The organism is Streptococcus pluranimalium (assembly GCF_002953735.1).
Taxonomy (GTDB): domain Bacteria; phylum Bacillota; class Bacilli; order Lactobacillales; family Streptococcaceae; genus Streptococcus; species Streptococcus pluranimalium.
In genome coordinates this window covers 1,542,851-1,563,616 of sequence record NZ_CP025536.1, presented here as the reverse complement: position 1 = coordinate 1,563,616, position 20,766 = coordinate 1,542,851, and the positions used below count along the sequence as shown (strand labels likewise).

General features: G+C 39.5%; 15 protein-coding genes, 10 tRNA genes, 3 rRNA genes and 1 pseudogene. 25 read left to right on the top strand and 4 right to left on the bottom strand.

What is annotated here, in order from left to right:
• The first annotated feature begins 1 nt into the window (after position 1).
• From liaF to tnpA, 6 genes and pseudogenes are all read left to right on the top strand, one after another.
• Positions 2–700, top strand: a complete 699-nt coding sequence (gene liaF, locus C0J00_RS07950) for a cell wall-active antibiotics response protein LiaF (protein WP_104968361.1) — start codon at positions 2–4, stop codon at positions 698–700.
• Positions 697–1,695 (top strand): envelope stress sensor histidine kinase LiaS, encoded by a 999-nt coding sequence (locus C0J00_RS07945; protein ID WP_104968360.1) that lies wholly within the window; start codon positions 697–699, stop codon positions 1,693–1,695. The genes liaF and C0J00_RS07945 overlap by 4 nt, the downstream gene beginning before the upstream one ends.
• On the top strand, positions 1,688–2,326 hold the full coding sequence (locus tag C0J00_RS07940) for a response regulator transcription factor (protein WP_104968359.1): 639 nt from the start codon (positions 1,688–1,690) through the stop codon (positions 2,324–2,326). The genes C0J00_RS07945 and C0J00_RS07940 overlap by 8 nt, the downstream gene beginning before the upstream one ends.
• A 47-nt stretch (positions 2,327–2,373) precedes the next feature.
• A complete protein-coding gene (locus C0J00_RS10680; protein ID WP_104968358.1) occupies positions 2,374–3,774 on the top strand; it encodes a Cof-type HAD-IIB family hydrolase in 1,401 nt (466 codons plus the stop codon).
• The gene (locus C0J00_RS07930) at positions 3,774–4,133 is read left to right on the top strand and encodes a S1 RNA-binding domain-containing protein (RefSeq protein WP_104968357.1); all 360 of its coding nucleotides are present in this window, start codon (positions 3,774–3,776) and stop codon (positions 4,131–4,133) included. The genes C0J00_RS10680 and C0J00_RS07930 overlap by 1 nt, the downstream gene beginning before the upstream one ends.
• 163 nt (positions 4,134–4,296) lie before the next feature.
• A pseudogene (tnpA, locus tag C0J00_RS07925) lies at positions 4,297–4,808 on the top strand (IS200/IS605 family transposase).
• A gap of 152 nt (positions 4,809–4,960) precedes the next feature.
• On the opposite strand, the gene cysK reads toward tnpA, so the two are convergent.
• Complete coding sequence (cysK, locus tag C0J00_RS07915; RefSeq protein ID WP_104968356.1) at positions 4,961–5,890, bottom strand: cysteine synthase A; 930 nt, start codon at positions 5,888–5,890, stop codon at positions 4,961–4,963.
• 97 nt (positions 5,891–5,987) lie between these two features.
• Positions 5,988–6,617, bottom strand: coding sequence for a YigZ family protein (locus tag C0J00_RS07910; RefSeq protein ID WP_104968355.1), 630 nt, complete (start codon positions 6,615–6,617; stop codon positions 5,988–5,990).
• A gap of 46 nt (positions 6,618–6,663) precedes the next feature.
• On the opposite strand from C0J00_RS07910, the gene C0J00_RS07905 reads away from it, so the two are divergent.
• The 17 genes from C0J00_RS07905 to C0J00_RS07825 all read left to right on the top strand — a co-directional run bounded on the left by C0J00_RS07905 (position 6,664) and on the right by C0J00_RS07825 (position 16,620).
• Positions 6,664–7,965 (top strand): DEAD/DEAH box helicase, encoded by a 1,302-nt coding sequence (locus C0J00_RS07905; protein ID WP_104968354.1) that lies wholly within the window; start codon positions 6,664–6,666, stop codon positions 7,963–7,965.
• Positions 7,962–8,624 carry a ComF family protein gene (locus tag C0J00_RS07900; RefSeq protein WP_104968353.1) on the top strand — a complete coding sequence of 221 codons (663 nt, stop codon included), beginning with the start codon at positions 7,962–7,964 and terminating at the stop codon, positions 8,622–8,624. The genes C0J00_RS07905 and C0J00_RS07900 overlap by 4 nt, the downstream gene beginning before the upstream one ends.
• Positions 8,625–8,704: 80 nt before the next feature.
• On the top strand, positions 8,705–9,253 hold the full coding sequence (hpf, locus tag C0J00_RS07895) for a ribosome hibernation-promoting factor, HPF/YfiA family (RefSeq protein WP_104968352.1): 549 nt from the start codon (positions 8,705–8,707) through the stop codon (positions 9,251–9,253).
• Between the two features lie 331 nt (positions 9,254–9,584).
• Positions 9,585–11,143, top strand: a 16S ribosomal RNA gene (locus tag C0J00_RS07890).
• Positions 11,144–11,198: 55 nt separating this feature from the next.
• Positions 11,199–11,271: transfer RNA gene (locus C0J00_RS07885), tRNA-Ala, on the top strand.
• Between the two features lie 152 nt (positions 11,272–11,423).
• Positions 11,424–14,326 (top strand): 23S ribosomal RNA (locus C0J00_RS07880).
• 89 nt (positions 14,327–14,415) lie between these two features.
• Positions 14,416–14,531 (top strand): 5S ribosomal RNA (gene rrf, locus C0J00_RS07875).
• The 16S, 23S and 5S rRNA genes sit together here with 9 tRNA genes alongside, the layout of an rRNA operon.
• 5 nt (positions 14,532–14,536) lie before the next feature.
• A tRNA-Val gene (locus tag C0J00_RS07870) sits at positions 14,537–14,609 on the top strand.
• 21 nt (positions 14,610–14,630) lie between these two features.
• A tRNA-Asp gene (locus tag C0J00_RS07865) sits at positions 14,631–14,703 on the top strand.
• Positions 14,704–14,784: 81 nt separating this feature from the next.
• A tRNA-Lys gene (locus tag C0J00_RS07860) sits at positions 14,785–14,857 on the top strand.
• 5 nt (positions 14,858–14,862) lie between these two features.
• A tRNA-Leu gene (locus C0J00_RS07855) sits at positions 14,863–14,944 on the top strand.
• 11 nt (positions 14,945–14,955) lie between these two features.
• Positions 14,956–15,028, top strand: a tRNA-Thr gene (locus C0J00_RS07850).
• Positions 15,029–15,050: 22 nt separating this feature from the next.
• Positions 15,051–15,124, top strand: a tRNA-Ile gene (locus C0J00_RS07845).
• Between the two features lie 10 nt (positions 15,125–15,134).
• A tRNA-Glu gene (locus C0J00_RS07840) sits at positions 15,135–15,206 on the top strand.
• Between the two features lie 43 nt (positions 15,207–15,249).
• Positions 15,250–15,320 (top strand) — tRNA-Thr (locus C0J00_RS07835).
• A 383-nt stretch (positions 15,321–15,703) separates the two neighbouring features.
• Entirely contained in the window at positions 15,704–15,958 is a 255-nt protein-coding gene (locus C0J00_RS07830) for a DUF1912 family protein (RefSeq protein WP_104968351.1), read from the top strand.
• Positions 15,959–15,969: 11 nt separating this feature from the next.
• Positions 15,970–16,620 (top strand): HD domain-containing protein, encoded by a 651-nt coding sequence (locus tag C0J00_RS07825; protein WP_104968350.1) that lies wholly within the window; start codon positions 15,970–15,972, stop codon positions 16,618–16,620.
• Between the two features lie 881 nt (positions 16,621–17,501).
• Here the strand turns inward: C0J00_RS07825 and C0J00_RS07815 are convergent.
• On the bottom strand, positions 17,502–18,260 hold the full coding sequence (locus tag C0J00_RS07815; RefSeq protein WP_104968348.1) for an alpha/beta fold hydrolase: 759 nt from the start codon (positions 18,258–18,260) through the stop codon (positions 17,502–17,504).
• 75 nt (positions 18,261–18,335) lie between these two features.
• A complete protein-coding gene (locus tag C0J00_RS07810; protein ID WP_104968347.1) occupies positions 18,336–19,163 on the bottom strand; it encodes an exodeoxyribonuclease III in 828 nt (275 codons plus the stop codon).
• A gap of 245 nt (positions 19,164–19,408) precedes the next feature.
• Between C0J00_RS07810 and lctO the strand changes: the two genes are divergently transcribed.
• The gene (lctO, locus tag C0J00_RS07805) at positions 19,409–20,545 is read left to right on the top strand and encodes an L-lactate oxidase (RefSeq protein WP_104968346.1); all 1,137 of its coding nucleotides are present in this window, start codon (positions 19,409–19,411) and stop codon (positions 20,543–20,545) included.
• A gap of 129 nt (positions 20,546–20,674) precedes the next feature.
• Positions 20,675–20,764, top strand: a tRNA-Ser gene (locus tag C0J00_RS07800).
• The last annotated feature ends 2 nt before the right edge of the window (positions 20,765–20,766 follow it).

The following is a 20,766-nucleotide window of genomic DNA, read 5'->3' as shown; positions in this document are numbered from 1 at the left end:
TATGCGTAAATTTCAATTTTTTTTAATCGTCGAAGCTATCTTATTACTTTTAGCGATGATGACCATTTTATCAGATGACATACCACGATTCATAGCGATTCTTATTTTAACTTTATTAGCACTTAAGTTTTATAATAATACCGATAAGATTAATTTCATTTTGACAGCGTGTTTATTGATATTTTTCTTGATTATGATGCTCAATCCTTTTATTATTTTAGCAATGATAGTAGGGTTAATTTATATTATGATCAATCATTTTTCACAGGTTCAAAAAAATAATCGACTGGCTGAATTATCGTTTGAAACAAGACCGGTGACCTTAACTAAGTATCGTAATCAATGGTTTGGTCAAGAGGATGATTTGACTTCTGATACTTATTATTTTGATGATATTGATGTGATTCGTATTAGTGGGAATGACACTATTGATTTGTCTAAAGTGATTTTAAGGAATCAAGATAATGTCATTCTCATCAGAAAGGTATATGGGCCTACAAAAATTCTTGTGCCTATAGATGTTTCTGTTAGTTTGACGGTGAGTTCTATTTATGGATCAGTAGCCTTTTTTGATCATAAAGCATATGATTTGAGAAATGAGACAATCAAATTAAGAAGCGATGATTATGAAGAGAGTAACCGTAGTGTGAAAATCGTTATTAGTAACTTTGCAGGGGATACAGAGGTGATGAGCCGATGAGAAAATCTCATATTATTCTACTTTTTCTTTATGCACTAGTTATTATATTTTCAATCGTCTCATTGATTTTGGACTCCTTTTCTATATCCTTAAAAGATGTTGTTATGGATGTTGAAAGGCTAAATCAGTTTATATTTTCTATTGTTTTGTTGACGATTTCGTTAACAATTATGTTAATTTTTGTGTCAACCTTGCTTAATTATCATGCCCATCGCCATGTTTTTAAAAGTTTAAGACGAATCGTTCATAATCAACCGGTTCAGGCAGGAGATGATGAATTGGGAAAAATGATCAATCAGTTATCTGAAAAAACAATGACCTTAACTCAGCAACTGCAAAATACTGAAAATGTCGCTCTTTCTCAAAAAGAAAGTATCATACAGGAAGAAAGAAAGCGTATTGCAAGAGATTTACATGACACTGTGAGTCAAGAGTTGTTTGCAGCTGTCATGATTTTATCAGGGGTCTCATACAGCCTGTCAAGTATGAGCCAAGAGGCCTTACAAGAACAGTTGAAAAATACAGAAGATATCTTAACAAATGCGCAAAATGATTTGCGTGTTATGCTACTTCATTTGCGTCCTACTGAGCTAGAAGGTAAGTCTCTTAAACAAGGCTTAGAGATGATTTTGCAGGAGATAAAAGATAAGAGTCCAATTCAAGTTTCCTTTAAAGAAAATTTACAAGTTTTGCCAAAGCCAATTGAAGATCACTTATTTCGTATTATTCAAGAATTTATTAGTAATACTCTAAAACATTCAAAAGCAAGTCAACTGGATATTTATCTTTATCAGACACCTAGGTCGATTCAGTTAAAGATGATTGATAATGGCGTAGGGTTTGATGTTGAAAAAGCTAAGAGAATTAGTTATGGTTTGAAAAATATGGAAGATCGTGTTTCAGATATGGCAGGAAGTTTCCAGATGATTTCTGCACCCAATCAAGGTGTTACGATGACAGTGGTTTTACCACTAGTAGGAGAAGTAGATGAGTAATTTAAGCGTATTATTAGTTGATGACCATGAGATGGTACGAATGGGTTTGAAAAGTTTTTTAAATCTTCAACAAGATATTACAGTGATTGGAGAAGCAGGTAATGGTCAAGAGGGAATAAGCAAAGCTCTTGACTTACGTCCAGACGTTATTGTGATGGATTTGGTTATGCCAGAGATGGACGGAGTGGAGGCGACCTTACAAATTCTAAAGGAATGGCCAGAAGCGAAAATATTAGTCTTGACTTCATATCTTGATAATGAGAAAATTTACCCAGTTATTCAAGCAGGTGCCAAAGGTTACATGTTAAAAACGTCCAATGCGCCAGAAATTCTCAATGCGATTCGAAAAGTTGCTGAAGGTCAACTGGCTATTGAAACAGAAGTTGAGCAAAAGATGAAACTTCACGACGAGCATCCTGCTCTGCATGAGGATCTCACTGCTAGAGAAAGAGATATCCTGTATTTATTAGCCAAAGGTTACGATAACCAAACCATAGCTGATGAATTATTCATCTCTTTAAAAACGGTGAAAACTCACGTTTCTAACATTCTAGCCAAACTACAAGTTGATGATCGGACGCAAGCAGTGGTGTATGCTTTCAGACATCATTTGGTGCCCCAAGAAGATTAAAAAATATGATACAATAATAAGTATAGTATTTTTAGTAAGGGGAAAGAATGGATATCAAAACGAAATATAAGGCCAAAAAGATAAAAGCAGTTTTCTTTGATATTGATGATACACTACGTATTAAAGATACTGGTTATATGCCTCAGTCGATAACAAAGGTTTTCAAATCTTTGAAAAAAAAGGGAATTTTAACAGGTATTGCTAGTGGCCGTGCGATTTATGGTGTGGTTCCAGAAATTCGTGACCTAGAACCTGATTATTTTGTCACGATTAATGGGACTTATGTCATTGATCGAAAAGGTGAGGAAGTGGCTAATTTACCATTAGATAAAACGATTATAGAATCTTTTGTCACATGGTGCCAAGAAATTGGGATTGATTATGGTTTTGCAGGGAAAGAAAAACCAGTGGTATCAGCCCGTAAAGAGTTAATTGATCATGCCATGATTCCCGTATATGGACTCTTAGATGTTGAACCGGATTTTCATCTGAACAACGATGTTTACCACATGTGGACCTTTGCTGAGAATAATTCAGAGCTGGTGTTGCCTGATGAATTGGCGCAGCAAGTGCGTCTGGTACCATGGCATATACACTCATCCGATACAGTGAAGTTGGGGATTTCCAAAGCTTCCGGTTTGGATTACGTTTTGGAAAAAGAAGGCTTAAAACCAGAAAATGTTTTATTCTTTGGTGATGGGCCAAATGATATGGAGATGTTTGACCATGTTGGTCTTAAGATCGCCATGGGTAATGCTGTTCCAGAATTAAAAGAAAAAGCAGATTACGTTACTGAAAAAGTAGAAGAAGATGGCATTTTACATGCCTTGGAGGAATTAGGTTTGGTAGAAAAAGAATTACACTTCCCACAGTTGGATTTAGAAAATGTAGAAGGTCCTATTGCAACAATTAAAACAAATCATGGTGATTTAGTTGTTAAGTTGTTCCCAGAGCATGCTCCTAAAACGGTTGCTAACTTTATAGGTTTGGCAAAAGATGGTTACTATGATGGGATTATTTTCCACCGTATCATTAAGGATTTCATGATTCAAGGGGGAGACCCAACTGGAACTGGTATGGGAGGACAATCGATTTATGGTGAGAGTTTTGAAGATGAGTTTTCAGAAGAACTCTATAACCTTCGTGGAGCTCTTTCAATGGCAAATGCTGGTCCTAATACGAATGGTAGTCAGTTCTTTGTGGTTCAAAATGTAAACTTCCCTTATAGTGCTAAGGAATTGGCTCGTGGGGGATGGCCAGAAGCTATTGCTGAGCGTTATGCCGAAAATGGAGGGACACCACATTTAGACCGTCGCCATACGGTTTTTGGACAGTTAGTAGATCAAGCATCTTATGATGTCTTAGATAAAATTGCAGCTGTTGAAACAGGTGCGCAAGATAAACCACTTGATGATGTCATTATTGAATCAATTGAGGTTGTGGATTAATGAATATTGGAGATAAACTCAAGGGGACCATCACAGGCATAAAGCCCTATGGTGCCTTTGTCCAATTAGAAAATGATATTACAGGTTTAATTCATATCTCTGAGATAAAAACAGGATTTATTGATAACATTCATAAGTGTTTATCGATTGGTCAAGAGGTTACTGTGCAGGTCTTGGATGTTGATGAATATACTCAAAAAGCGAGTCTCTCAATGAGGACTTTGGAGGAAGATCGCCACCAAATGATGCATCGTCACCGCTTTTCAAGTAATCGTCATCGGACAGGTTTCAAACCTTTAAATGATAAATTATCAGAATGGATTGATGAAAGTCTGCGTTTTCTAAAAAGAGAAGAATAAAAAAAGACTCTATCGACATTAAAAATGTCAGTAGAGTCTTTTTGTTTACAACTTTAAGTCCGTTTCACTCCGCAGGTGCGCATCGAAGGTTATCCCCAAAAAAAACTCCAAACGCGATACGATAAAGGTGTTCAAGCCTAATGTAAAGCGAATGGAGTAAAATATGGCACAAAAGGCACACAGTTTATTACATACTAAGTGGATGTGTTCTACCACATAGTATTTTCACCTAAGTATAGACGAAAAGTAATTTACAATCAATATCGAAGTAGTCTAGGCGAAATCTTTCGCCGTTTATGTAGCTATAAGGGAGTTGAAATAATAGAAGGTCATTTAATGCCAGATTATGTACATATGCTAGTAAGTATTCCTCCAAGAATTAGCATTTCAAGTTTCATAGGATATTTAAAGGTAAAAGCGCACTTATGATGTTTGACAAACACGATAATCTCAAATATAAATTTTGGAATCGCCATTTTTGGGCAGAGGGGTATTATGTGAGTACAGTTGAACTAAACGAAGCCACGATAAAAAATATATTCAAGAGCAAAGAAATTATCCAGTGGATGATTTCTTCATGAGCTTAGAAATAAGAAGGCGAATTAACATGATATAGCCTTAGATAAATTGAGCGTAAAAGAGTATGAAGATCCCTTTAGGGATAATGGCGAGTAATAAGAACGCCTCTTTAAGAGGCAAGTGACGAGTCAAAAGCTTATTAGGGTTGAACAAGATGAAAGCCAGCGTCTTTAGACGCTGGCTGATGATGTGGGTTTATAGTCCCTGTTCAAACCACCCGCTAGACAGGTAGTCATGATTGTAATACTTTATTCACCAAATTTATAAAGAGCTGTTGATAAATAACGTTCACCGTTATCAGGTAAAATTGCTAGGACTGTTTTACCTTTGCCTAATTCTTTAGCTTTCTCAATAGCTGCAAAAATCGCCGCACCAGAAGAAATTCCCACCAAGAAGCCTTCTTGGGCACCTACTGTTCGTCCAGTTTCTAAAGCATGTTCAGATGTAACACGAATGATTTGATCATAAGCGTTTGTGTCAAGAGTATCAGGGATAAATCCTGCAGAGATTCCTTGGATTTTATGAGGTCCAGGATTCTCACCAGAGAGCACAGCAGATTCATCTGCTTCAACTGCTACAATCGTAATATTAGCATTGACTTTTTTCAATGTATTCGCAACACCAGTAATAGTTCCACCTGTTCCGACACCTGATACAAAAGCATCAAGTCCTGTTTCGCCGAAAGCATCGATGATTTCTTTACCAGTTTGTTCCTCGTGAACTTTAGGATTTGACGGATTAGCAAATTGCATAGGAACCCAACCCTGACGCTCATCTGCTAATTCTTTAGCTTTTGCAATAGCCCCTTTCATACCTTCACTACCTGGGGTTAATACTAATTCAGCACCGTAAGCTTGAATTAATTGACGACGTTCAAGGCTCATAGTATCGGGCATGACGATGACAACCTTATAACCTTTAGCGGCTCCTACCCAAGACAATCCGATGCCAGTATTACCAGAAGTCGGTTCAATGATAGTGTCTCCAGGTTTAATCGTTCCAGCATTTTCAGCATCCTCGATCATTTGTAATGCAATTCGATCTTTGACAGAGGATCCTGGGTTAAAAGCTTCAATTTTAACGTAAACTTCAGCGGCATCTTCTGGAACAAGGCGATTGAGCTTTACGATAGGTGTTTGCCCAACAAGTTCAGTGATATGATTGTAAATCTTTGACATACTTTTAGCTCCTAACGGTTTTGGTTACTAGTATAAAGGCTAGTTAAAAAGTTGTAAAATAGAAATTCCTTATCAAAGCGATAAGGAACGTTTATCATTAAGGAGTAGGAACTTCAACAATTTTGGAATCGATTTTTTGGAAAGAGATCTTACCTTGATAAAATTCCGTTAAAGCAGATTGAAGATCAGACAACCTATCTTCGTCAGTATAGATATCGCTGGTCACATACTCAAGAAATTGTGTGTTAAATTCTTCTAAATTTTCTTGTTCTAAAAAATTAGCGAAGGTTTGGTATTGCGGATACGATAAAATCACTTGTAAGCCAACTTGTTCTTTGACAGTTACTAAACCGATCTCATTGAGGGCTTGGGCGACACTACCTGTATAAGCCCTAATAAGACCGCCAGCACCGAGTTTAATTCCTCCAAAATACCGTGTAACAACAGCAACGACGTTGGTCAACTCTTGTTTTTCAAGTACAGTTAACATAGGAACGCCAGCAGTTCCACTAGGCTCACCATCATCACTGGAACGTTTGACTTCACTATTTTCGCCAATAATCATTGCAGAGCAAGAATGATTGGCTCTGTAATGCTCTTTTTTGATAGCTGCAATAAAGTCACGAGCCTCTTCTTCACTTGTGACACGTTTAAGGTGGCAGATAAAGCGTGATTTCTTAATCTCTTCTTCAGTAATGTGATTTGATGTGATTGTTTTATAATTCATAAAAAAATTTTACCATAAGCTTCAGATAACTTCGAATAAATAAGTGATGAAAACGCTAAAAGAAAAAAGTGGTTGCTGGTTTGCAGGTTCTAGTATCACGGCAGAGGAAAGAGAAGAAGCCATAAAGATACCTGCTTTCACTCAAGAAAATGGGAATCTTACTTGTAATAGATGTTCAGAAAAGATTACAACTGACTGGCAGTTGCCGGATGGGACACGTTATTGTCGCTCCTGTATTTTATTAGGTAGATTGACGGAAGATGAACATCTCTATTATTTTCCACCGAAAACTTTCCCAAAAAGAAATGCTTTACAATGGAAAGGCAAATTAACTAGTTATCAAAAAGAAATTTCAGGTAGTCTCGTGCAATCACTTGAGGATAGAAAGGATAGTTTGGTACATGCCGTAACAGGAGCTGGAAAAACGGAAATGATCTATGAAGTAGTCGCTCGAGTGATTGATGAAGGTGGACAAGTTTGTTTGGCCAGTCCTCGTATAGATGTTTGTATTGAATTATACAAGCGACTCAGCAAGGATTTTTCTTGTGATATTGATTTGTTACATGGTGATTCTGAACCATATAGTGGCTCCCCTTTGATTATTGCAACTACCCATCAGCTGTTAAAGTTTTACCACTCTTTTGATCTTATATTAGTTGATGAAGTAGATGCCTTTCCCTACGTCGATAATAAGATACTTTATCATGCTGTTAGAACAGCGAAAAAAGCAGATGGTCTAACCATCTATATGACAGCAACTTCGACAGAAGAATTAGATAAACAAGTCAAAAAAGGAATCTTAAAAAAACGAACTTTATCGCGAAGATTTCATGGGAATCCCTTAATTGAACCACGGAATATTTGGCTAACTGGACTGGAGAAAAAGGTTGACTCTGGTAAGATACCATTGAAACTAAAACGATATCTAGAGAGGCAATTTCAAACAGGCTACCCGCTTTTAATTTTTGTACCAGATATTGCTTTTGGAAAGAAAATAAAGAAAGTTCTTTGTCGACAATATCCCAAAGTTTCTATAGGTTTTGTCTCTAGTAATAGTCCAGATAGATTAGAAGAAGTAGAAATGTTCAGACATGGTGATTTAAGAGTTCTCATATCAACGACAATTTTAGAAAGAGGAGTGACATTTCTTAAAGTGGATGTCTTTGTTTTACTAGCTCATCATAAATTATTTACTAGCTCTAGTCTTATTCAGATAGGTGGTCGAGTAGGACGGTCATTAGAGAGACCGACAGGAGATCTACTCTTCTTTCATGAAGGGCTTACAAGGGCTATCAAAAAGACTAAAAAAGAAATTCGACAGATGAATAATTTGGGAGGCTTCAAGTGACGTGTCAGTTTTGTTATAAAAATATCAGTGAAAAGCGATGTTTCACTTCAGTACTATTTTTAAAAAGAAGAAGCTTTCAAACTTGTGAAGATTGTCTAAAGCAGTTTGAAAAAATTGACGAAGAATCCTGTTTTTCGTGTTACCAAAAAACAACTTTAGAAAAATGTCAAGATTGTTTGGACTGGGAAACAAAAGGAAATTCGGTTAAGCATAAAAGTATTTATAGATATAATCAAGCGATGAAGACCTATTTCTCAGTATTTAAGTTTCAAGGAGACTATCTGATGGCGTGGCAATTTGCAGAGGAAATCAAACAAACATTAAAATTATACAAAGATTTTACAGTTGTTCCAATTCCCTTAAGTAAGAAAAGAATGGCAACCAGACGATTTAATCAAGTCGAAGCCCTACTGGAAGCAGCAGAGATTTCTTATGAAAGAATACTTGAAAAAAAGGATATTGATTCACAAACAACTAAAACTAAGAAGGAAAGATTAAGCTCAGAACAAGTATTTAAAATAAAACAGGATATTAAAATACCGAAGAAAGTTCTTCTTGTAGATGACATCTATACTACAGGGCAAACCATATTTCTAGCAAAGAAAGCCTTACAAGATATTGGCGTCAAAGAAATCATTAGTTTTAGTTTGGCAAGATGACCATTTAAGCTTGCAAATTTTCATGAAAGCGATATAATATAAGTATAGAAAGCGCTTCAAGCGCAAGAAAGAGGTATCTTATGATTAAATATAGTATCCGTGGCGAAAACATCGAAGTGACAGATGCAATCCGTAACTATGTCGAATCAAAGGTTGCAAAGATTGAAAAATATTTTAACGAAGAACAAGAATTAGATGCTAGAGTAAATCTAAAAGTTTATCGTGAAAAAACAGCTAAAGTTGAAGTGACTATCCCGCTTGGATCAGTAACGTTGCGTGCGGAAGATGTCTCACAAGATATGTATGGTTCAATTGATTTAGTTGTTGATAAAATCGAACGTCAGATTCGTAAAAATAAAACTAAAATTGCTAAGAAACATCGTGAGAAAGTACCTACAGCACAAGTATTTACAAGTGAGTTTGAAACAGAAGTTGCTGAGGAAGTTTCAGAAACACGTGTTGTTAGAACAAAACATGTGGATTTAAAACCGATGGATATTGAAGAAGCCATCCTTCAAATGGATTTACTAGGACATGACTTCTTTATTTTTACTGATTCAGAAGATGGTCAAACTAATGTTTTATATAAACGTGAAGATGGAGAGTATGGCTTAATTGAAGCTAAATAGCAAAAAACTTGAAGATTAGTATAGATCCGACCACCTGTTTTACGGGTGGTTTTGATTTTTTTACAAAAACTTGTTGACAAGCTATTGAGAGATAGTGTATGATATAAAAGTTGTTATTTTAGTAACTCATTTGAATGAAAAAATTTTTTAAAAAAATAAGAAAAACTTGTTGACATTTACAACCACAGTTGCTAGAATATAGAAGTTGCCTCGAAGGGGGCGATAAGACCTTTGAAAACTGGATAAAGAAACCAAACGTGCGGGTTACGAAAGTAACCTGTCAAGAAGAAAAATAAGTCAGATGGTAACTGACTGAGCATAGCTCAAACTATTTAATGAGAGTTTGATCCTGGCTCAGGACGAACGCTGGCGGCGTGCCTAATACATGCAAGTGGAACGCAATTGATTCTCCCGTAGCTTGCTACATTTGAATTGATTGAGTCGCGAACGGGTGAGTAACGCGTAGGTAACCTACCTTATAGCGGGGGATAACTATTGGAAACGATAGCTAATACCGCATAAGAGTTGACAACACATGTTGTTAATTTAAAAGGAGCAATTGCTTCACTATGAGATGGACCTGCGTTGTATTAGCTAGTTGGTAAGGTAACGGCTTACCAAGGCATCGATACATAGCCGACCTGAGAGGGTGATCGGCCACACTGGGACTGAGACACGGCCCAGACTCCTACGGGAGGCAGCAGTAGGGAATCTTCGGCAATGGGGGGAACCCTGACCGAGCAACGCCGCGTGAGTGAAGAAGGTTTTCGGATCGTAAAGCTCTGTTATAAGCGAAGAACGGGAGTAAGAGTGGAAAGTTTACTCTGTGACGGTAGCTTATCAGAAAGGGACGGCTAACTACGTGCCAGCAGCCGCGGTAATACGTAGGTCCCGAGCGTTGTCCGGATTTATTGGGCGTAAAGCGAGCGCAGGTGGTTTAATAAGTCTGAAGTTAAAGGCATTGGCTCAACCAATGTACGCTTTGGAAACTGTTAAACTTGAGTGCAGAAGGGGAGAGTGGAATTCCATGTGTAGCGGTGAAATGCGTAGATATATGGAGGAACACCGGTGGCGAAAGCGGCTCTCTGGTCTGTAACTGACACTGAGGCTCGAAAGCGTGGGTAGCGAACAGGATTAGATACCCTGGTAGTCCACGCCGTAAACGATGAGTGCTAGGTGTTGGGTCCTTTCCGGGACTCAGTGCCGCAGCTAACGCATTAAGCACTCCGCCTGGGGAGTACGACCGCAAGGTTGAAACTCAAAGGAATTGACGGGGGCCCGCACAAGCGGTGGAGCATGTGGTTTAATTCGAAGCAACGCGAAGAACCTTACCAGGTCTTGACATCCCGATGCCCGTCCTAGAGATAGGATTTTACTTCGGTACATCGGTGACAGGTGGTGCATGGTTGTCGTCAGCTCGTGTCGTGAGATGTTGGGTTAAGTCCCGCAACGAGCGCAACCCCTATTGTTAGTTGCCATCATTTAGTTGGGCACTCTAGCGAGACTGCCGGTAATAAACCGGAGGAAGGTGGGGATGACGTCAAATCATCATGCCCCTTATGACCTGGGCTACACACGTGCTACAATGGTCGGTACAACGAGCAGCGAACTGGTGACAGTAAGCCAATCTCTTAAAGCCGATCTCAGTTCGGATTGTAGGCTGCAACTCGCCTACATGAAGTCGGAATCGCTAGTAATCGCGGATCAGCACGCCGCGGTGAATACGTTCCCGGGCCTTGTACACACCGCCCGTCACACCACGAGAGTTTGTAACACCCGAAGTCGGTGAGGTAACCTTTTAGGAGCCAGCCGCCTAAGGTGGGATAGATGATTGGGGTGAAGTCGTAACAAGGTAGCCGTATCGGAAGGTGCGGCTGGATCACCTCCTTTCTAAGGAAAACGGAAGCACGTTTGGGATCTTTATTTAGTTTTGAGAGGTCTTTGTGGGGCCTTAGCTCAGCTGGGAGAGCGCCTGCTTTGCACGCAGGAGGTCAGCGGTTCGATCCCGCTAGGCTCCATTAACATCAGACAGATGTTAAGATAGTCCATTGAAAATTGAATATCTATATCAAATTCCACGATTATCGAAAGATAATTGTAGAAAGTAACAAGAAAATAAACCGAAACGCTGTAAGTATTTAATGAGTTTAGATCGTAAGATCAAAGATAAGGTTAAGTTAATAAGGGCGCACGGTGGATGCCTTGGCACTAGAAGCCGAAGAAGGACGTGACTAACGACGAAATGCTTTGGGGAGCTGTAAGTAAGCGCTGATCCAGAGATGTCCGAATGGGGGAACCCGGCAGGTAATGCCTGTCATCACTAGTTGTTAAGACTAGCTGAAGGAAGACGCAGTGAACTGAAACATCTAAGTAGCTGCAGGAAGAGAAAGCAAACGCGATTGCCTTAGTAGCGGCGAGCGAAACGGCAGGAGGGCAAACCGAGGAGTTTACTCCTCGGGGTTGTAGGACTGCGACGTGGGACTAGACGACATAGAAGAATGACCTGGGAAGGTCAGCCAGAGAGAGTAACAGCCTCGTATTTAAAATGTTTGTATAGCCCTAGCAGTATCCTGAGTACGGCGAGACACGCGAAATCTCGTCGGAATCTGGGAGGACCATCTCCCAACCCTAAATACTCTCTAGTGACCGATAGTGAACCAGTACCGTGAGGGAAAGGTGAAAAGCACCCCGGGAGGGGAGTGAAATAGAACCTGAAACCGTGTGCCTACAACAAGTTCGAGCCCGTTAATGGGTGAGAGCGTGCCTTTTGTAGAATGAACCGGCGAGTTACGCTATGATGCGAGGTTAAGTTGAAGAGACGGAGCCGTAGGGAAACCGAGTCTTAATAGGGCGACATAGTATCATGGTGTAGACCCGAAACCATGTGACCTACCCATGAGCAGGTTGAAGGTGAGGTAAAACTCACTGGAGGACCGAACCAGGGCACGTTGAAAAGTGCTTGGATGACTTGTGGGTAGCGGAGAAATTCCAAACGAACTTGGAGATAGCTGGTTCTCTCCGAAATAGCTTTAGGGCTAGCGTCGATGTTAAGTCTCTTGGAGGTAGAGCACTGTTTGGGTGAGGGGTCCATCCCGGATTACCAATCTCAGATAAACTCCGAATGCCAATGAGATATAATCGGCAGTCAGACTGCGAGTGCTAAGATCCGTAGTCGAAAGGGAAACAGCCCAGACCACCAGCTAAGGTCCCAAAATATATGTTAAGTGGAAAAGGATGTGGGGTTGCACAGACAACTAGGATGTTAGCTTAGAAGCAGCTATTCATTCAAAGAGTGCGTAATAGCTCACTAGTCGAGTGACCCTGCGCCGAAAATGTACCGGGGCTAAAACATATTACCGAAGCTGTGGATGACCATTTAGGTCATGGTAGGAGAGCGTTCTATGTGTGAAGAAGGTGTACCGTGAGGAGCGCTGGAACGCATAGAAGTGAGAATGCCGGTATGAGTAGCGCAAGACAGGTGAGAATCCTGTCCACCGTAAGACTAAGGTTTCCAGGGGAAGGCTCGTCCGCCCTGGGTTAGTCGGGACCTAAGGAGAGACCGAACGGTGTATCCGATGGCCAACAGGTTGATATTCCTGTACTAGAGTATATAGTGATGGAGGGACGCAGTAGGCTAACTCAACCCAGCGACTGGAAGAGCTGGGCTAAGCAGTGAGGCGTGGTATGAGTCAAATGCTTATACCTATAACGTTGAGCTGTGATGGGGAGCGAAGTTTAGTAGTGAAGTGAGTGATGTCACACTGCCAAGAAAAGCTTCTAGCGTTAATTATACTCTACCCGTACCGCAAACCGACACAGGTAGTCGAGGCGAGTAGCCTCAGGTGATCGAGAGAACTCTCGTTAAGGAACTCGGCAAAATGACCCCGTAACTTCGGGAGAAGGGGTGCTGTCTTTAGACAGCCGCAGTGAATAGGCCCAAGCAACTGTTTATCAAAAACACAGCTCTCTGCTAAATCGTAAGATGATGTATAGGGGGTGACGCCTGCCCGGTGCTGGAAGGTTAAGAGGAGTGCTTAGGAGTAATCCGAAGGTATGAATTGAAGCCCCAGTAAACGGCGGCCGTAACTATAACGGTCCTAAGGTAGCGAAATTCCTTGTCGGGTAAGTTCCGACCCGCACGAAAGGCGTAATGATTTGGGCACTGTCTCAACGAGAGACTCGGTGAAATTTTAGTACCTGTGAAGATGCAGGTTACCCGCGACAGGACGGAAAGACCCCATGGAGCTTTACTGCAGTTTGATATTGAGTATCTGTACCACATGTACAGGATAGGTAGGAGCCTAAGAAGTTGGAACGCCAGTTTCAATGGAGGCGTTGTTGGGATACTACCCTTGTGTTATGGCTACTCTAACCCAGATAGGTAATCCCTATCGGAGACAGTGTCTGACGGGCAGTTTGACTGGGGCGGTCGCCTCCTAAAAGGTAACGGAGGCGCCCAAAGGTTCCCTCAGACTGGTTGGAAATCAGTCGCAGAGTGTAAAGGTATAAGGGAGCTTGACTGCGAGAGCTACAACTCGAGCAGGGACGAAAGTCGGGCTTAGTGATCCGGTGGTTCCGTATGGAAGGGCCATCGCTCAACGGATAAAAGCTACCCTGGGGATAACAGGCTTATCTCCCCCAAGAGTTCACATCGACGGGGAGGTTTGGCACCTCGATGTCGGCTCGTCGCATCCTGGGGCTGTAGTCGGTCCCAAGGGTTGGGCTGTTCGCCCATTAAAGCGGCACGCGAGCTGGGTTCAGAACGTCGTGAGACAGTTCGGTCCCTATCCGTCGCGGGCGTAGGAAATTTGAGAGGATCTGCTCCTAGTACGAGAGGACCAGAGTGGACTTACCGCTGGTGTACCAGTTGTCTCGCCAGAGGCATCGCTGGGTAGCTATGTAGGGAAGGGATAAGCGCTGAAAGCATCTAAGTGCGAAGCCCACCTCAAGATGAGATTTCCCATAACGTTATGTTAGTAAGAGCCCTGAAAGAAGATCAGGTAGATAGGTTAGAAGTGTACGTGTGGTGACACATTAAGCGGACTAATACTAATCGCTCGAGGACTTATCCAAAAGAAAATAACAAAGAGTCAATATTGACAGCGAGTAGGTTTCTTGTTAGAATATAGGTATTCAATTTTGATTGGATTATCAATCATTAGTTAAGTGACGATAGCCTAGGAGATACACCTGTACCCATGCCGAACACAGTAGTTAAGCCCTAGAACGCCTGAAGTAGTTGGGGGTTGCCCCCTGTTAGATATGGTAGTTGCTTAGCGAATAGGGAGTTTAGCTCAGCTGGGAGAGCATCTGCCTTACAAGCAGAGGGTCAGCGGTTCGATCCCGTTAACTCCCATAGTTAAGGTAAAACTTAATAGGTCCCGTGGTGTAGCGGTTATCACGTCGCCCTGTCACGGCGAAGATCGCGGGTTCGATTCCCGTCGGGACCGTTGAAATCGAGAGGAAATTGAGATTTCAATCAGCAGATAGAGGAAACGAAGTTTCCAATATTATGCCATAAAATTGATAAAGACTCGTTAGCTCAGTTGGTAGAGCAATTGACTTTTAATCAATGGGTCACTGGTTCGAGCCCAGTACGGGTCATATAGGCGGGTTTGGCGGAATTGGCAGACGCACCAGATTTAGGATCTGGCGCTTAACGGCGTGGGGGTTCAAGTCCCTTAACCCGCATATAGGAAATAGCCGGCTTAGCTCAGTTGGTAGAGCATCTGATTTGTAATCAGAGGGTCGCGTGTTCAAGTCATGTAGCCGGCATAGAATTTAATATTCTTGAATTGGGCGCGTAGCTCAGGTGGTTAGAGCGCACGCCTGATAAGCGTGAGGTCGGTGGTTCGAGTCCACTCGTGCCCATTTATAATATGGTCCGTTGGTCAAGGGGTTAAGACACCGCCTTTTCACGGCGGTAACACGGGTTCGAATCCCGTACGGACTATTTTATACAGGTTAGTTGATCTAACCTGTTTTGTTAGTATTTTGCCGCTATAGTTAAATGGTATAATAGAGCAATGGTAATGCTCAGTTCCGAGTTCAATTCTCGGTGGTGGCAGAATAATAGATTGGGAGTATCTTTCTAGATACTTCTTTTCTTTTATAAGCATACTTTTTAGTATATACGAGAAAGTAATATTCAATAAAAATTTAAAAATAACTTAGCATATAAGAAATATGAAGATTTTCACTTCTATAGAGTTCTTGAAATAATCAACTTAAAAACCAGTAGTCAACAGATAATAATTTCGGAAACTTAGTTTTAAATGTGTGTATTGTTTACTTTTGTTTCTAACTCAAGAGTTGTTTTTTAATTTATTGAAGATTATTTTTCTGATTGATCAGGTTGTCCTATATATTTTTATAGATTTAGAATTTTTATGATTTGCAGATGATTCATGTTATAATAATGCTATTAGTTTAAGTTTTTGGGAGTAGTTTATGTCTAAAGAAGAACAATTTTTAAAGGATTTTAGGGACTGGGTTAATACTCAAATTGTCATAAATGAGGGTGCTATGAAGGCTAGTCAGCAGGTGTGGGAAGAAGATAATGATGAGCGAGCTAAGGATGCTGTTATTCGTTATGAGAGTCGTTTAGATGCCTATCGTTTTCTTCAAGGAAAATTTCAAAATTTTGAAGAAGGTAAAGGTTTTCATGATATTCCTGATGATATTTTTGGAAAACGTTCCTACTAAGGTATTTGTCGATGACTCAACAAACTATTATTCGGGAGGCAGAGGTATTTGTCAAATCAATATTAGGTGACGATTCTTCTGGACATGACTGGTGGCATATTGATCGTGTTAGAAATTTAGCTCTTAGGATTGCCCGTGAAGAGAATGCGAATCTTTTTATTTGTGAATTAGCAGCATTGTTGCATGATATTGCTGATGATAAATTGAATGAATCTGACTATCTTGGTGTAAAGAGAGTGTCTGATTGGTTATCTGATAATGATGTTTCAGAAAGCGAAAAATCTTCTGTACTGGACATTATTCTCAATATGTCTTTTAAAGCTGGATTGAATAAAGATAAGGTTTTGTCTTTGGAGGGGCAAATTGTTCAAGATGCAGATCGTCTGGATGCCATTGGTGCTATTGGTATTTCACGAACGATGGCTTATGCAGGTAGTAAGGGAAATTTAATCCATGTACCTGGCACTAAGATTCGCAAAGAAATGACCTTAGAGGAGTACCGCCAACAGGAATCCACAGCTATTGCTCATTTTTACGAAAAATTATTGCTCTTAAAGGATTCGATGAATACTGCCACAGCTAAATCTCTGGCAGAAAATCGGCATAGCTTTATGGAAACATTTTTAAATGAGTTTTATGCTGAATGGGATGGAACTCTGTAAGATTAAGATGCAGTACTTAATGGCAGATTTTAGAACTGTTCTGTCCAAGTGGATAATAAAATAATAAAGTTTAAACAGCGGTCCTGTTCTTCATTTAAAAGAGGAACAAGGCAGCTGTTTTTGTAATCATTCATTATGTTCAAATCATAAAAATGAAACTAAACAGCCTATCTTTATTTACTCTTACTAAAAATGAGATTGTTAGGAGAGTGGTTTATTCTAAAAAAACAGAGAAGATTACCTCTACATGCCAAATCTAAAGAGACGATCTATAATAGCGTTACTTTTCTTAAATTACTCTACTCATTCTTTGATTACTATGATTTTTAGAAAGTCGCCATAGATGCTATGAGTGGGAAGGTTATCAACTGATCAAATCATAGTACAGGTTGTTATGTCATCACGATTAGATTTAAGTCAGAACCTTGTATGATAAAAAGGAAAAATACTTTGTTCGATAGGAAAAAATATTATCGCTCAGCAGAATGGATGATTTTCAGTAAGAAAAAAGAAAAACTTGCGGCGAACAAGTTTTTCAATGATATTTATAAATATTGTAAGATTATTCTTATAGTAGTAGAGAGGCAGTTGAAACTACTTCTCACTTTCAAACTAACTCTAAAGAATCAAGTTAAGTCCATTGCAAATCAGAAAGATATGGCTCTCTATTTTGCTGCTTAACTTGTCCAGATTAAGGTGGTCTAGAGGAAGGAACATTTACGGTCTTATAAGAAGAGATGGATGTCTTAAAAATGGACGCTAAGAGTATTTTTTTAAGATCTCGTCAGATAAAGTTGATAAGAAAATAGAATTTCGACAAAATCTCTAAATAACCAAATATTTTTGAAGCATGTCGAAAGTTTAACTCGATAAGCTGGAATTTATAAGCATTTTTTGATAGCTTGTGCAAGACCTGCAGGGTTTTCCCAAGCCATTGAATGTCCGGCATGCGAAACAATTTCAATTGTCACATCATGTTCTTTTAGTTTTTTTAAATCTGCATCAGGCAGTGATTCCTCCCCGAAAATGAAATATTTAGGAAATTCGAATTGATATAGAAGCTGTCTCCATGATATTTTTCCACCCTGGACGGCATTTTTAGAAATTTCCAAAGCAGCTTTTGGTAACCAATTTTTTAAAGTAGCTACCCACATTGTATTTCCTAATGTTTCATAATCTGTAAGTTTTCTTTCAAATATTTTATCAAAATTGTTTTCACTTAAATTAGCAATTTCAAAACTTGCTGAGTTGTGACTGCTTGGATCTAAATTAGATTCACTGAGTATGAGAGCTTTGATTCGGTTTTTTAATAAATGGCATAATTCTATTGCGACAGCCCCACCTAGACTATGTCCAAACACAATGATTTCTTCCAAATTAAGATCGTCAACAAATTCTTTTAGGTATTTAACATGTGAATCAATCGTATAGTCAAAAGATAATGGTTTATCACTGTAACCTGCACCCAATAAATCAATTAAAATGATTCGGTGTTTAGACTGCATGTGGGAGATTACTTCTACATAATCAAAGGAGCCTGCACATCCTAATCCATGTATAAAGATAATAGGTGTTAGTGCACCCGGAAAATCGTTGTATCGAATTTTATGATTTGTTCCTCTAATGGTATATTCTCTCATCTTATGCCTCACAATTTCAAGTTTATCTGTTTCTGTTATATGATTTCTTAATAAGATACAAGAAAAATTTTTGTTTTACAAATCAATTTCTAGAATGATGGGAGTATGATCTTGACGTTCTCCTGAAGAAATCATTTCTGATTTCGTTACTTTATCGGCGATTCGATCTGATGTTAACCAATAATCAATTCTCCATCCAGTATTATTGATTTTACTTGTTTTACTTCTCTGCGCCCACCAGCTGTATACGTTGGGGATATCACCATGGATATGGCGGAAAGTGTCGGTAAATCCATGGTTTAAGAGATTTGTGAAGCCTTGTCGTTCTTCATCGGTAAAGCCAGGAGAGCGACGGTTAGAGTTTGGATTAGCTAGGTCAATTTCTTTGTGAGCGACATTGTAGTCTCCTGTTGCAAGGACTGGTTTTTGTTTGTCAAGCTCAGCGAGATAGCTGGCATATTTTGCATCCCAAATTTGTCTATCATCAAGACGTTTTAAGCCGTCTCCAGCATTTGGCGTATAGACTTGTGTTACAAAAAAATCATCAAATTCAAGGGTAATCATGCGACCTTCGAGATCCATTGTTGTTGGTGCATCGATTGTCGGGAAAGTTACAATGGGGTTAAGTTCTTTTTTATAGAGAAACATTGTACCAGCGTAACCTTTTCTGGCAGGTTCTTCAGAAGAGCGCCAGACATTGACATAGTTAGGGAAGTACTCAAGTAGTATTTCTAAATGTTTTTTCGTTGGTCCTTTAGATGATAATTTGGTTTCTTGAATGGCAATGATATCTGCATCTTCATTGACCAAGATGTCAATAACAGCTCGTGATAAAAGGGCACGGGAAGAGTCGCTAGTTAAGGCAGCGTTTAGGGAATCGATATTCCAAGAAATGAGTTTCATGAATCTATCCTTTTCTATAAAATTAGTTATTTTATTATAACAAAAATGATTTTTCTTAGCGAGGCTAGTCACTTATATGTGAAAATAAGCACTTGAAAATATGAAAATGTCAATCAATTTAATGTTGAAAACTTCAAAAAAACCTTTAAAAATAAGCTTAATTAGTTGACAACGTTTTCAAATATAGATAGAATATGTTTATATTTTGGAAGCGCTGACAAATAAAAAATAAATTGGAGACTTTTATGGATTTTAAAACAAGTAAAGCCGAAGGAACTGTAGATTTTGTTAATGTGTTTGATTTGGAAAAAATGGCTCAACAAGTCATTCCAAAAGGCGCATTTGGTTATATAGCTAGTGGTGCAGGAGATACCTTTACTCTCCACGAAAACATTCGTTCGTTTAACCATAAACTTATTGTGCCTCATACTCTAAAAGGTGTTGAAAATCCTGATACTAGTGTCACATTTGATGGGGATCAATTGACGTCACCTATTATTATGGCACCTGTGGCAGCTCATAAGTTGGCTAATGAACAAGGGGAAGTTGCGAGTGCTAAAGGTGTTGGTGAATTTGGAACAATTTACACGACAAGTTCTTATTCTTCAACTGATCTTCCAGAGATTACGCAAGCTTTGAATGGTAGCCCTCAGTGGTTCCAATTCTATTTCAGTAAAGATGATGGTATTAACCGTCATATTATGGATCGTGTTAAAGAGCAGGGTGCTAAGGCGATTGTCTTAACTGCTGATGCAACCGTTGGAGGAAACCGTGAAGTGGATAAACGCAATGGCTTCACATTCCCATGTAATATGCCGATTGTTCAAGAATATCTTCCAGAAGGTATTGGTAAATCTATGGATTTTGTTTACAAATCAGCTAAACAAGCTCTTTCTCCAAAGGATGTGGAATTCATCGCACAGTATTCTGGTCTTCCTGTTTATGTTAAGGGTCCGCAAAGTGCAGAGGATGCTTTTAGAGCCTTGGATGCAGGTGCATCAGGTATTTGGGTAACCAACCATGGTGGTCGTCAATTGGATGGGGGGCCAGCATCATTTGATTCCCTTCAAGAGGTTGCAGAGGCTGTGGATAAACGTGTTCCAATTATCTTTGACTCAGGTGTGCGTCGTGGACAACATGTCTTCAAAGCTCTTGCTTCAGGAGCTGATCTGGTAGCCCTTGGTCGTCCGGTCATCTATGGTCTTGCCATGGGGGGAAGTGTTGGTACTCGCCAAGTCTTTGAGAAGATTAATGATGAACTTAAGATGGTCATGCAATTAGCTGGTACACAAACGATTGAAGATGTTCGTCATTTCAAACTTCGTCACAATCCTTATGATTCATCTATTCCATTCAGTCAAAATGAATTGAAATTGGATTAATAAGTATTCCTTAAACCTGGTGGAGACATCAGGTTTTTTGCTTGTTGACGAATAGTTAGACTTTTGATAAAACTATTAAGGGAAAAATAGTTATTTTTAGTAAAGATGATTATATTCTTAAATTTTGATGGAGGATTGCCTAAGTTAGGATGAAGGGAATAGTTTCGAAAACTATCAGACGTGTTAAAGTATGTCTGGGTTTGAATCCTGTATCCTCCGTA